The 14803-nt window shown below is 34.1% G+C and carries 8 protein-coding genes; all 8 read right to left on the bottom strand.

Annotated features, from left to right (window positions below; genetic code table 11):
- Positions 1-2: 2 nt before the first annotated feature.
- Positions 3-2921 (bottom strand): type IV secretion system protein, encoded by a 2919-nt coding sequence (locus AAGD53_RS07090; RefSeq protein WP_341762711.1) that lies wholly within the window; start codon positions 2919-2921, stop codon positions 3-5.
- Between the two features lie 15 nt (positions 2922-2936).
- On the bottom strand, positions 2937-5249 hold the full coding sequence (locus AAGD53_RS07085) for a type IV secretion system protein (RefSeq protein WP_341762710.1): 2313 nt from the start codon (positions 5247-5249) through the stop codon (positions 2937-2939).
- Positions 5236-8211: a type IV secretion system protein gene (locus tag AAGD53_RS07080; protein WP_341762709.1), complete on the bottom strand. Its 2976-nt coding sequence runs from the start codon at positions 8209-8211 to the stop codon at positions 5236-5238. Before AAGD53_RS07080 ends, AAGD53_RS07085 begins: the two co-directional genes overlap by 14 nt.
- Before the next feature lie 7 nt (positions 8212-8218).
- A complete protein-coding gene (locus tag AAGD53_RS07075) occupies positions 8219-10633 on the bottom strand; it encodes a VirB4 family type IV secretion/conjugal transfer ATPase (protein WP_341763446.1) in 2415 nt (804 codons plus the stop codon).
- Positions 10634-10673: 40 nt separating this feature from the next.
- Positions 10674-10961, bottom strand: a complete 288-nt coding sequence (locus tag AAGD53_RS07070; RefSeq protein WP_341753466.1) for a VirB3 family type IV secretion system protein — start codon at positions 10959-10961, stop codon at positions 10674-10676.
- 249 nt (positions 10962-11210) lie between these two features.
- On the bottom strand, positions 11211-12137 hold the full coding sequence (locus AAGD53_RS07065; RefSeq protein WP_341762708.1) for an acetylglutamate kinase: 927 nt from the start codon (positions 12135-12137) through the stop codon (positions 11211-11213).
- A complete protein-coding gene (gene yihA / locus AAGD53_RS07060) occupies positions 12091-12699 on the bottom strand; it encodes a ribosome biogenesis GTP-binding protein YihA/YsxC (protein ID WP_341761591.1) in 609 nt (202 codons plus the stop codon). Before yihA ends, AAGD53_RS07065 begins: the two co-directional genes overlap by 47 nt.
- On the bottom strand, positions 12689-14377 hold the full coding sequence (gene yidC / locus AAGD53_RS07055; RefSeq protein ID WP_341762707.1) for a membrane protein insertase YidC: 1689 nt from the start codon (positions 14375-14377) through the stop codon (positions 12689-12691). The genes yihA and yidC overlap by 11 nt, the downstream gene beginning before the upstream one ends.
- Positions 14378-14803 lie beyond the last annotated feature (426 nt).

Raw genomic sequence — 14803 nt, 5'->3', positions numbered from 1 at the left:
TATTATTTTGGATTCGTATTAGAAGCACTTTCATTACCACTATCACTCTCAACACCACTTCTTGGATTCTGATCCTTATTATTACCATCACTATCCTTATCACTTTTTGACCTAGCTTTATTCCCTTTATCGATTGCTTTATTCCTATCTTTTAATCTACCGGCAGCTTCTTTCTTAATTGTATCTCTAGATGCCTGATCTAAACCAACCTTTTTTAAAGCTCCTTGTTCCATTGCCGATGACATTGCATGCCCCATAGATGTAGCAGAAGGTCCAGCGGTACTAGTCAACTTTGCCACCATTTTTCCAGAAAATTCAACATAACCATACATTCCATAAGCAATTATAATTAATGCAATATAATGTTGCATATTCAAACCCATCATGCCAGAACGAGAATCCATTCCCCAAGGTACAAACCAATTGATACAAAAAATCTCTAAATTAGAGAAAATCGCAGGAAGACCTGGGATAGCAGGGAATGGAACTTTTATAGGTAAAGCACATTTCCAACACACACTATAACCAGTTGCAAAATCCAAGTAAATTGTAAATAGCTGAGTAAGTATAATAATTCCTGCCATTAAAATTACTGGCTCTATCATATATTTAAAAGTAAACCTCACCCAATTATCAAATAAATATCTAGTGAAATCAAATAGCATAAACGTAAGAAACAATGGAGCTACACCAATTAATATAGCGATTGCCATAAATGCCATAATATAAACTGCCACGGCTCGAAGAGCGGTGATGATTACTATCATTGTAGCAATAAATACTATAACAAAATAAATCAATCCACTAAGACCCATAGAGATTAAAGAAAGCACTTGACCAGCAAAAGTTTTACTGAACAATATTTTACTCATTAATGCATCTAGGAACATGAAAGGATTTGTTATCTTATTCGTCGATGAAAACATGCTATAGCCACTCATATTGGAAATGATTCCATCTGAAAAATTAGTTACAAAATCAAATATATAATTATTGAAAAATTCAAAAGTACTTTCATTCATTAACCCACTAACTATAGCGATTTTTGCTATCCTAATTACCAAATCTTGTTGGTTGATTTTGACCATACCTAATAAAAACATTGCTCCGTATGACATAACGTAAAGAATTAGTACGGCTTTTATATAGTTAAAAAAGTTAGTACAAGTAGTAACTCCCCCACCATAGCAAGTCATGTTCTTAAAAATCATCACAGCTGCACCCTTGATTTTATCTTTTAATAACTCAAATAAAGGGGTTAAAATATTTAAAGTAAAACTACCAACTTTTTCTGAGGTAAAGAATTGTACTTGATACCTACCATAACTTTCTTTATAATCCTCTTTTTTATTGAGAATTCTCATCCATAGATATCCATCATTATTCGCAGTAATCTTCGCATTACCTTCTGCATCATCCATACTAATATTATTGGCTGTATAGGATTTACTAGATGTGTTAGGATTTTCGTCATATGGTACTACTAAATATTGTATTTTACCACGATCAGCCACAACATCATCAAAACTCTCACCATTAGTTCTTCGACATTTGGTCTGCTTAATGTTTAAGACATAGCCACCAGTATTATTGGTATATTTGTCATCTTTTGACCATAAACGATATTGTAAATAGCTCTTTGATACACCAGCTAGAGTCTTGTTATAAATGATTTGATATTTAATATTAGCATCTTGACTACTATTTATTGGATCATAATCTTTGTTTCCAGCAATTATTTTAGCAAATTCATAGCCTGTCCCTAAAGATTTAGCATTAGTTGGGGTCTCACTATTATCCATTCTATATAATAAACCTGTTGGACCATCGGCGGAGTACCAAAAACGTTTTTGACTTTTTTGGTAGGTATCACTCATTATTATAGTGGCATCTTTGGTATCATAATTACCCGGGTCAGGACAGTTACCTGTTGGAACATTATCCGTATAAGTACAACGTAACCCTGCATTAAAATATAACTTATTGAAGTCATCCGACCAAGGAAAACTATAACTATTATCTTCTTTGTAAACTTCCGGAGCAGTTTTATATGTACTAATATATGCACCTGCTTTAGAACATTCTTTTGGACAACAACCACTATCAAAAAAGCAACTTGCCTTATCACATCCCCACGGTGACGAAATACATGCTGGGTGACAAAATTTGGTTTGTTTATTATAATAACTACTATTCCACTTACAATTATCAACATACTGTCCGGAATATATTGAATATCTACCACATAATGGGCTGTATTTTCTCTTGCCTTCTGAACAATCTGCTGTCTCTATAAAATTTTTAAATTCACCATCTTGCTTAACAAGCTTAAAGATATTTTTTACACTAGCCATATTATTTGGCAAATTCGGCAATTTTTTGTGATCCGGTAAAATTGATACTATAACCTGATCATTAATAAACAATTCAGCTATATTTCGCCATTCATCAGTTTTAGCATCAAAAATTAAAGATAGTGGTTCTGCATTAGTTTCTTCAATCCTAGGGATGGCAACCATGTTATTATTGGTATCTAGATCTGAAGATTGTTGAATATTATTTTTTGGAATATAAGCTCTACAAAGACTTATGTTGCCCTCTATTTTAAACTTAACATCCTGCTTATCTGTAACAGCTAGATTAGTATTTAACCATTCTCCATAATGTTTAGGATCATACTTAGTTTCAATTGAACCATCTGGTTTTGTTGTGGTAATAACAGTATAGTTTGCTGTTGCGTTAAGCATGATTGTATTAGTAATACGATCAGTACTACCTCCCTCTGCATCTTGATCATATCTAAGGAGGCAACCATTGGTAATTTTTACTGACCCTATCATCGCAAGTAATACCATAACAATGCTAACCACTAGAGCCGCTATGCCTAATACCATTATGAGTTTTGATAAATTTCCTTTCATACAATAATATCCAAGTTAACCACCGCCACCACCTCCAGAACTCATACCACCTTCACTACCGCCACCACTATCACCCCCACCTGAATCTTTTGCTTCTTCTCCTCCTTTCCTTGGTTTTTCTAAAGGATTTTTCTGCGGTGGTTTTCCACCGGAGCTTTTTGCAGCATCGGCAATAAACTCTGCCCCTTTTTTAACCATATCAACTATCTTAGTAGGACTAGCTGTTACAGAATCCATGATAGGACCACCAGTAAGCTCGGCAGCAAATTGACTAATTGATTTTGAAAAATAATAGAAAATAATTGAAAAAATTAATACATAAAGTAAGTCTACTAATAGTGATACGACATCTATAACAATTGATTTAATTGGAAAAAGAATTAAAAGATGCTTCTCCCAACCTTCCCCTGAATAATATCGTAATAATTTATATCCAGCACTATTTTTACAATCCTCAGTATTAGTATTTGGTAATCTAAGCTCAAAAGTACTAAACTGAGCATCACTGCTATACGTATAGTCATGCCTCATAAACTCACAATTCTTGTATATTGCCGAATCATACATAGTAAGTAATAAGGCAATAAAACCAGCTACCACTGCAGGCTGCACTGCACAAGATATACAAATTTTTAGCCATGCATCAAAATACGCTTTGGTTCTAGTAAATAAAGCCATAGGAATAAATATAGGAGAAATATAGGTCATGACATATATGGTAACTAGACATACTAAATAGTGTGTTATAAAATATAAAATTATTGAAACAAATATTACGGAAAATATTATTCCAGATGCTACTATTATTATTTGTCCAGATAAGAATAAACCAAACATTACAGTAAAAAATCTGAATCCTCCCACTTTTCTCAATGCATCCGGAGCTTCATTTCCAGGTTTTTTAAAGTTTACAGCAGTACCTTTAGTTCCACCCGGCACATCATTAGGAATACCGTTTAAAACGGATTCTGTGTTGTAATATAGCCCCATACCCAAATAATAACCTATCCTACAATCAACAGCATCCCAAAGTGCATAAAACTTATACCCATCTTTATACTTACTAGTATCGTACTCACATAATCCTCGAGAGCCACCAGCATTAAAAACTATTTGCGCAAATTGTGGAGTAAGCTCCGTGAGTAATGGTAAACCATACTGCAGCATACCATTTTCGGTAGTTTCCTTTCCACCCTTAAAATACGCTGGTCCAAGACCTGTAGCAAAATAAGTGACAACTATTAGCTTCATAACAAAAGATGCTATTTTATCTAAATTACCATATTCTTTGTTTAAAATCATATTAACAGCAAAAAACATAACATATAATATTAACGCCGCCCTAATAGATATTTTCAAAGATTCTTGGAAGGTTGAGAAAGGATTAAGGGCAGTCAAACTAATCTGATCATTTTTTGGATCACAGCTACTATAACGAAAAAAAACTTTATCAAGAGTTTCCTTTACACAATCTACAGCTAAGCCAGAAAAATTAAGTAATGACTGACTCCTTGTAGTACCCATACAACAAGTTTTACCTATATTCCGGCATTGTTCGTCTGGTGGTGCTACCGGAGCTGGTGTGGTAGTATTTTTACAAGCTAGTGGAAGTTGTCCTTTTGAGGTAGCCATGACTAGGCACAATCTTTTATCGACAATTTTTACTGTTAAAATAATATCTTTTAATAAAGTATTTCCACCTAAATCAGGATTATTATCAGTGCTTAACTCACTAAGACGCTTAGAATCATTTAAATTAAGAGTAATAACTTTACACTCTAGAGGACTACCATCTTTATTTTTGAGACAGAATTTAAATTGTGGGTCAGTTGCATCACACCCATTAGGAGTACCGGTTATATCAATACTATATAGAAGATGCCCGTAAGCTGTGTTTTGTCTTAGATAATCATCTACTGCAAATGTAGCTGATGGACACGGATCTCCAAAACCAGCAAAAACTTTGCTTGAAAAAAGTACCAAACAACATTGTATAAAAATTTTTATGACTTTACCAAGTGGGCAAGTTTTAAGTAGGTATAACAGCCCTAATGTGTTATTCCTGCTTCCTTTTATATCATTAGACCTCTTTCGAAACTCTACTTCTGCTGGCGATTTGTACGCGACGTTTGTACTCGAATCCTCACGTACATTAGAGTACGCTGCGGTTCGAGGTGAAGCGTCTCCTTCACACCCTTGCGCATAAGCGAGTTTCGAAAGAGGTCTATTCCTGTTTCCCTTAATATCATTCCCGCCTACGCTGGAATGACATCGAGGACTATTATACCTACTTAAACTTGTACAGTTGGTGACTTTATGAATTTTCATTAGAGCCATCTTTTTTTACATTAGTTCTAGCAGTTGTAGTTTTCTTAGCTGGTTTAGTTTTAAGATCGCTCTCCTTCCTAGCTTTTTCCTCACGATTTTTTATTTCTTGTTGAATGTCACCAGCCTTTCCAGCTTGCACCGTAGAATCTTCAAGTCCTCCCAAAGTTTTAGAAAGTAACTCATGGGTCTTTTGCTCTTTTGGTAATTCCTTAGCAGGACTTGCTTTCTCTACTGTCCTTCCTAATTCTTGTGTATTTGTTGTAGCTATCTGTGGTGATCTATTAACAAAATCCTCTGTTTCTACTATTTTATTAGTTGGAGGTAGAATAGGTTCGTCAATAGTCTGCAAATTAACCCTTGATTCCTTTGAAGAACCTCCTGCATCTGAAGAACTCGATTCAGATACACCAGCTGCAGTAGATTCTGCTATATGACGGGCTGGAGAGAGAGGAAGTCCACCACCACCTAGAGACTTACCACCACCTCCTCCTGCTGTTGATACAGTATCTCTAGATGAACCGCTAGTGTCTAAACTATCTCCTGCTGATTCACCACCAGTAGCTTCAGTATCTCCGGCTGATCCACCTCCACCACCCATATCCTTAGTAGCGCCTCCAGCACCTCTAGCTACTTTATCAGCCGCCTGCATTTTACCAGCAGCTCCAAGAGCAGCCATACCAGCTTTGTATATTGCCTGTGGATGTATGGCAACACCACTAAGAGGTACACCTTCAGTCATATCAGCTGCAAACTCTGCTAATTGGCTACTAAAGTGATACATTAAATACAAAGTAAAGCAGGCAGTAATTAAAGCTAGAGCAATATCCTTAATTTTCTCAAAAACTAATTTGGGTGATACAAAGAACATACCAGGTCCCATAATAATACCCTGCAAAAACGGGTATTCAGATAAATAATCGCTTGTACTGCCACTACCTGGTTTTTTTTTGACCATCTCGTTGAGGTTATCTTTAGCAAAATTAAAAACTGTTGACAGTGGATTATTAAGCATATAACCTAGGCTATTTTGACAGCTTTTAGCATTATCTATACCTTTACTTTCATCTTTCTCATATTTATCCCAATTAGTATTAACATAAAATATTTTTACCTTTCTTTTTCCATCTCCCCCACTTTCTATACTATTTTGTATAGTTTTACTTGTATATTTACAGTGACCATAAAAACCGAAATCATAAACTGAAAACATCATAATCAGAAAGGTTACCACTACCATAGGTTGTAGCAAAAATGATATTAATAACTTTACCCATGATTCAAAGTAACCACGAGTATATTCAAATAAAAACATTGGCACAAAAAGAGGAGCTAAAACACCTAATATTACTATAGATATCATGCACATCACTGTAGCATTCACCATAAACGCTCCAACAGAAATCACTAATAAAGGATAGGACAGTGCCAGAGATACTAGAGTCATGTTACCTGAAATAATAGCAGGAATCAGTAAATATACATAAGGTGGGGCTGAGAAACTAAAAAAGTCAAAACTCTTGAAATCATGATTTTTATATTGATTTTCTACCAGTAAGGTTGATAGGATATCTAATCCTAAATAATGGCTTACATGACAGTCTAATGAATCCCATAATGCCATATAAGAAAGATTTTTATCGTAATCTTTAGCATCAAATTTACACAACTCTGATGGAGAAGCATTCATAACCCAACCAGCAAGTGTATCTATTCCTCCTAATAATAAAGGAAAAGCCCATTGCACCATACCATCTAGTCGATTATAGTCAGAATTACTACTAGGAGTAATGTTTATACCTACAGAAAAATAGGTTACAAACAACATCTTTAATACAAAATTAATTATTTCATTTTTAGGAGGAACATCACTAGAAAGTATAATTTTAAAACCAAAGAAAATTACATATATAGTCAATAAAGCGGTAACAGTTCGGTGCATATTACGTTGAAATTGAAATAATATGCTACTTTCTCTTTTGCTTGAATTAATTACTTTATTAATATCATCAAATGTACAAACATCTTTACTAACCAGTAATCTTGCTGTCATTTCTTTAATACATTCTATTAATGGTGAAGAGATAACAATGGCTGTTTTAGAATTATTATAAGCTCTTTGGTAACAACTAGAAGATGACAAACCACAATCAACTATTGCCATTGGGTCAGTAGCGGTATTAGGACCTTTCTTAGTTCCACCATCAAGACTCATAAAAGTCGCATAAATTGATTCAGGGTAAGGTTCTCTAATATACTTACAGCCAACCGGTACCCAATCTGCTAATATACTAGGAGCAGCCACACACATGGTATCTTTTATTTTTACTACTTTAAATATAATAGCTGGTATAGGTATAGGTGATATGACCAAGTCTATCATCGCATCTTTGTAACCATCTTTTTTGTCCTTATAAATATTATGAAATGATGCTTTATTGCTCTTCCATGCGTCCATAATATCTTTCCAAGGATCGGAACCGGTTAATACGGCTTTGGCAATAGCAAGAGCAGAAAGGGCTATCGCCTTCACTCTAACAGCTGCTAGCTTAACGTTATTACACAATGCAAAGGTTAATTTAGGGTCATTTGGATCAATTTTATTATTTCTTGCACATTGTCCTCCAGGGTAATCTCCATCAAATAATTCATGGTCATTTATTTTAAGACGTAGCATGGTATTTGCATATAATCCTGGCGAGATTATATTAGAAACAGCAAAGGTAAAAAATGATGCCGGTATACAAGTGTGAGAAAATTCCGTACGTAATAAATCACCGATACCTTGAGTTTCACAGGTCAAATTTGAGAGAATATCAATTATAGTATCTAAAGTATCTTTTTGTTTTGGTTCTTCTGCATAACTATTATGGATAATAGTAAAATTTAGTAGACTGCATAGCACTACTATTCTAGCAAATATTTTTGCTCCACTAAGTAAATTTTTTATAAAATTATAATGCATAAATTAACTAAAGTGATTTTACTTCCTCATAAAATATCGGTAACCATTTTTCAGGATCATTACCATATTTCTCTCTAATCCGATCTAACAATAACACTGTTTCAACCCGGCCAGAAAGAACATTGATAATATCAGTCATACCATCTAAACTTATTTTTGCAACAACTGCATCTACCCCCTGTTTTATTAAGAAATAACGCGATGTTGGATCTGTAGTTTTTATCAAAATATATTCACGTTGACTAAGCATAAAAGCACTACGGTAAATATCAGTTGCCTTAAGGTTTGGTAAGAATATTTGTGTTGCAGTTTGTTGGATCAAGGTATCACTAATCCTGCTTTTAGCTGCATCTTCAACACTTTGGGTAGCAAAAATTACAAAAGTATTTAACTTACGCAAAACCTTTAGCCAGTCTTTAATTTTGGGAGCAAATACTGGATTATCAATCAAAGCCCACGCTTCATCAAGAACTATCATAGTTCTTTGACCATCTAAAGAAATACTAATTCTATGGAAAATATATAGTAGCACAGGAGCAAGACTAACTGGATCTTTTAACAGTTCAGTCATATCAAAGCCAAATACTCGAGCTTGCTGCAAATCAATATTATCTGCCTCATTATCAAATATTCTAGCATGAGAGCCTTTACCAACCCACATAGCAATCCTGCCTGCTAAGCTATTAGGACCATCTATGCCCAAAAATGCTACAACATTTTTTAATCTTCTATCTTTTTTCTCTAGCTTAAAATTACCACTTACTGCTTGTGATAAAATCTTATTATCTTCTGATGATAACTGCTCTCCATTAGAAGTAACTAATACTTTAAGCCATTCTAATATGAATGTTCTATTCTCCCCAGTATCATCAAGCTGTAAAGGATTAAAGTTACATGCTCCTCCTGGATCAATTGTAGTATAAATCCCATTAAGTGATCTAATAAATATTTCAGCACCGTGGTCTTTATCAAAGGAAAACATTCTAGGTTTAAATTTTTGTGCTTGTGCACATAAAAAATTCATTAATACTGTTTTACCAGCACCAGTTGGGCCAATGATCAGAGTATGCCCAACATCTCTAACATGAAAACTGAAATAAAAAGGTGTTCCCGAGGTAGTATCGAGTACAGTTACATATTCTCCCCAGTGATTATTAAAAACCTTACCTAATGGATAATTGTGCATAGATGCAAAACTAGCCATGTTTAAAGTATTTATAGTCGAACCCCTTACTATATAATCCATATTTCCAGGAAGCTGCCCCCAATAACTTGGTTCCATATTAATTCTTTCTCTAACAGGTTGAATTCCAGAATTGGAGAGTTCAACAGAAGCCATAGATAGGGTATCCTCAAGGGATTTTAAATTACTATCAGAGCATAGAAGCGAAAAATGATGCTCTCCAAAACCAATATCACCACTGGTAGCCATATCAAGTGCTCGAGAGATTTCAGCAATTTGTGATACAGCTTTATCCCCTGCTTGAATCATTCTATTTTGTTGTAGTTGCATTTTGCCAATCGCCACTGTCCTATTAGCAAAAACAAAACTTTGGGTCATTACAAACTCAAAAGGCATTTGTAAAAATCCGTCAAAAATTCCAGCTGATGTAGATGGTCCATACTCTAGAATACTTAATATACCGGCGTATCTTCTACCCTTTGGACCACGTGCTTCTATAGATCTAGAACCAAAAAACAATCTATGGGTTGGAAGATATTGGTCTATTGAATTTCTTGGAACGGCCATTTGCATTGAAGATCCACAATTTACCAAAGTACCCAAGAATTCCATAATATCACAACAATAGCCACTATTTGACTTGCGTACGCCAAGTAACCTCGCCGAATAACTATGGAATGTATTAACTACCCTTGAGGACATTTCTCGCAAACTATCCTGCATATCTCGCATGTCATTTTCCCAAGCTGATTTATCAGACTTTTGCATCAGCTTTTTAATGAAATATTCGATTATAGCAACTCCAGCTTTATCTGGTCTATAAAGAATACTAACATATAATTCATTAAAAAACGACCTAGAACCTGCATGTTTCTTACGCCATTCATTTGATAAATAAGTTGTGAAATCATTAGGTACTCTTATGGTAGGGTCAGAGGTATATTCAAACCCATCAAAAACCACTGGTTTACGTCTCCTGATCGTGTGGAAATACATCACAATATTGCCTGATGACATATTTTTAAGTAACGAATTCCTGATATTTTTTTTAATATCTAAATCTTCATCATCGGCTGTTTCAAAGGAAAAACCACCTATTTTTACTACTTGTAATAATTCATTATTTTTAGTTAAAATAGTATTACTATCCCAATGGCATTTATAAGGAATAAAATGAGAAGTAGGTTTTTCTTTCCTAGATCTCGACTCTTTGGCTGTTTTTGTTACAGATAATTTTATCATTTTATCATTTTGTCATTTTATACTTTGCTCATAAAACCTAGATACCGTATGAATTCGCTCCATAGAATGATTTATTAGGACACTGACTACATCTAGAAGATTTATTTAAAAGCAATTCTATAAATCTTGGTTCTTTAAAACATATTACATACCCTATCATATGAATCACAAAAGCAACAAGCAAATTCATGATACTATTACTTTGAATAAATAATGACATAGATATAATCATATTAAGTGCTGCAAATTTTATACTCACACCAAATATCATTGCGGGTCTTGTTAAACCAACAAATAAAGGGTCTGATACTAAACTGCCTGACATAAATTAACCCTCTTTAACTCTAATTAACCCACCTTGCGTATAATCCCCATGGCAATTTAAAAATTGCAGAACAAGTACAAGACGTCTATTAGCGAGACTACGTAGTGGTCGTGGCAATCCACATTTATTGGATTGCTTCGTCGCCACCAAAGTGGCTCCTCGCAATGACGTTTAAGCTAGGAGCATATATCTTGCTAATTTTGTATGTATCGCCTATCTAAGGTAACATATATTACTGCCCACATCTTTTTATATAATTGGCAACTCACTTTCTTTACTTGTAAACATACTTAACAATATAGACTCAGGGAAAGCCGAATTGAGAAAATGTACATAATTGCTACTGTTTTGAATAGCACTTAAAGCTGCTTCAAGCAAGCTAACTGTTTCAGGATCAACAGTATTATTCAACATCTCTTTCAATACATTAACATCTCGTATTCGTATATACTTCTCTCCGGCAAATTCTACCCCATCACATAATAATACTAAATGATCTGCATCTAATGAGGAAGCAATTATCGAGGTCGTCAGATTTACATCCAGCAGATGAGTATTGCCTTTTTCATCACTAGCTACTGGTGTTATAACAGGAATAATATTGCTATCTTCAAAATTTATTAAAATCTCGGGGTTTATTATAACTGGTTCACTGACAAATCCAATATCTATTACAGCTTGATTACTGTCTCTCCTATATGATAATTTTGATTTCTTAGCTTGAATAAGATTAGCATCTTTGCAGGAAATACCAATAGCATAACAACCTAAACTACAGAGCTTTGAAACTATACGCTTATTAATATAGCCAGACAGAACCATTTCCATAATCTGTGAGCTCTTATAATCGGCTACCTTAATATTATTGATAAATTTTTCATCACAGCCAAACAATTTTAGCGTATCATTTACCAAATTAGTATGATCATGAACTATAAAGATTTTAATGCCACAACTGTCAAGTAACTGTATTACCTCTGCAAAATTCGTTAACAATTTGTCATCATCAATAATTAATGACGGTAGCTTAAATACCATGACTTGATCTCTAACTTCACTACTACGTCTTATTATGTCTTTAATTAGGCTAGTATCTTTGACACGGGCAAAACCTTTACCTTCCTTTTCTTTATAATTTAATGCATTTTGCCAAATTAAACTGCAATTCTTTTGCACCTTCTTTACTCCTGCTACTTGTATAAATTACATTACAGGAGTAGCCTAAAGTTGCAAGAAAATTCTGTGTTATCGTCGTTAGGTTTTCTCTATGTGTTATCTTATCTGACTTTGTGAAAACAATTTGAAAATCTTTATTGCAAGAAAGTAACAATTTAGCAATTTCCATATCATTTTGCTTCACTCCTCTTCTAGCATCAATCAATAAATTTACTAATTTGAGGTTTAAACTCGTTCTGAGATAATATGCTATTAAGGTTTCCCACTGCTGTCTGATGTATATTGGCACTTCTGCAAAGCCATATCCAGGAAGATCAACTAACATAAGTTTATCGGCAAGGGAGAAAAAATTTATTTGCCTAGTACGACCAGGAGTATTAGACACCCTAGCAAGACTTGAATTATTGCATATACTATTAATCAAACTTGACTTGCCAACATTTGATTTGCCAACAAATGCAATTTCTGGCAAAAACATACTAGGAAACTGACTTATTTTTGCCACACCAGCTATGAATTTTACTTCTTGACGGAAAAGTTTTGTAACCTTATCAACCGACATTATTGTCTAACTTATTGATGTAATATTGCTGAATTATTGATAAAATATTACTCCAAGACCAATAAATCACTACTCCAGCTGGAAAACTACTACACATTACTAAAAAAACCAGTGGCATAAATTTCATTACTTGAGCTTGAACTGGATCAGCTGGCTCTGGGTGCATCCTTTGCTGTAAGAACGCAGTCAGAGCCATGAGAATAGGCCATACACCAATCATCAGGAAGCTTGGACAAGTAAATGGCAGTAATCCAAACAAGTTGAAAATTGTTGTTGGATCCGGAGCAGATAAATCTTTTATCCAACCAAAAAATGGTGCTTGACGCATCTCAATAGTTACATTTAACACTTTATAAATCGAGAAAAATACTGGGATTTGTACAATAAGGGGGAGACAACCAGCTATGGGGTTAACCTTTTCCCTTTTATACAATGCCATAACTTCTTGGTTAAGCCTCATTTTATCATCGGCATATAAAGCCCTAATTCTCTCGACTTCAGGCTGAAGATTTTTGGTCTTTTTCATCGAACGATATGATTTATTAGCTAGAGTAAACATTAGCAGTTTTATGATAACAGTTACGATCAAGATACTAATACCGAAGTTACCAACATAGTGATAAAAAAAGTTCATAACGTTAAAGAGTGGTTTAGTGATTATATAAAACCAACCAAAGTCAATTGCACGGTCAAATAGCGTAATATTATATTGCTTTTCGTATTTATCTAATAAATCAACTTTCTTTGCTCCGGCAAATAATTTTTGTGATATAATAAATTTGTTTCCTACTTCTATGGTTTGAGTTGGTGAGATGAAGTCAACCTGATATTTTTCAATACCGTTTTTTATTACACAATTGAAATTAGAACTATACTTACTAATTTTATCCGGAATTAAGGAAGCTAGCCAATATTTATCTGTTATGCCAATCCAATCAACAACACCTTGCGGAAATTTTTCAGTCTTTTTATCTTTTAAGTCATCAAAGGAATGTTCTTTAAGCCTACCATCAATAGCACCAATTGGTCCTTGATGCAGGATATTAGCTACTTTCTCTTTGCCAGTATATTTACGGTTAATTAGTCCATAATACTGCACTGATATTGGCTGCTTACTATCATTCACCGTAGTCTGATCTATGGTGAACAAGTAATTACTATCCATGCTAATAGTAACCAAGAATTTAACCCCATCTTTGTTGATCCATGATAAATTCACAGGTTTTGTAGGAGTAAGCTCATCACTATCAGCTTGCCAAAGAGTTTCACTGTTAGGAAGAATAGCACTACCAGTTTTATCAAACCAACCTATTTCTGCAAAATAGGCTTCTTCTGACTGAGAATGAGCAAATAATACAACAGGTTTACTGTCTTTTGATAGATCTTGCTTATACTTCAATAAAACCAAATCATCAAACCTTAACCCTTTTAAAGCAATCGATCCGGAAAGTAATTCTGAGTTTATCTGAATTCTCTTGGTAGCAACAAAGGATTCAGCTTCTTTAGATGCTTCTACTTGAACATTCTTTTTCTTTAACTCTTGAACTTGCTTATTATATATTTTATTTTGCTGTTCTAATTTTTGTAATCTTGGTTTATCGTAAAAATATTGCCATCCAAAAATAATACCAAGGGACAAGACAATGGCAGCTGCTAAGTTAACTATGTTATGATTCATCACGGTCTAAAAATAATTTAAGTTTACTAGAATATATACTACTCGTAAATGAAGAGTTGATAGACGATAGAATCAAAATCATGATAGTAGCAGGAGTCGAAGGGTCGATGGTCGGAGCGTACATTTAGTACTGGCTACCTACGAACCCTGAAGACGACAACGCAATTCTTGATTTTCTATTCTAGAGTATATCAGAATATTTGATTCCACTAAGTATTTTATATATAATTAATTTAGGTACATACAATAAAAATAGCTCCCTCATCTTAGAACCTTCATTAGACTTCCCTATGAGTTCTATAAGATTTAAGCAAAATAATCAAGAAATTTGATGTATACTCAAATCAGGATGAGTATACGTCTTGATTTGCAATCAAACTCTGATATTATGCGAAGTAAAATTTTAATCGTAACACGCGATAATCA

The sequence above is a fragment of the Candidatus Tisiphia endosymbiont of Melanophora roralis genome, from assembly GCF_964026575.1.
GTDB lineage: Bacteria > Pseudomonadota > Alphaproteobacteria > Rickettsiales > Rickettsiaceae > Tisiphia.
This window is presented reverse-complemented; position numbering and strand designations above follow the sequence as displayed.

What these genes read in the sequence shown, in the direction of transcription:
- AAGD53_RS07090 (WP_341762711.1), bottom strand. Translation starts at nt 2,921, where the DNA reads ATGAAAGGAAATTTATCAAAACTCATAATGGTATTAGGCATAGCGGCT.
- AAGD53_RS07085 (WP_341762710.1), bottom strand. Translation starts at nt 5,249, where the DNA reads ATGAAAATTCATAAAGTCACCAACTGTACAAGTTTAAGTAGGTATAAT.
- AAGD53_RS07080 (WP_341762709.1), bottom strand. Translation starts at nt 8,211, where the DNA reads ATGCATTATAATTTTATAAAAAATTTACTTAGTGGAGCAAAAATATTT.
- AAGD53_RS07070 (WP_341753466.1), bottom strand. Translation starts at nt 10,961, where the DNA reads ATGTCAGGCAGTTTAGTATCAGACCCTTTATTTGTTGGTTTAACAAGA.
- yihA (WP_341761591.1), bottom strand. Translation starts at nt 12,699, where the DNA reads ATGTCGGTTGATAAGGTTACAAAACTTTTCCGTCAAGAAGTAAAATTC.
- yidC (WP_341762707.1), bottom strand. Translation starts at nt 14,377, where the DNA reads ATGAATCATAACATAGTTAACTTAGCAGCTGCCATTGTCTTGTCCCTT.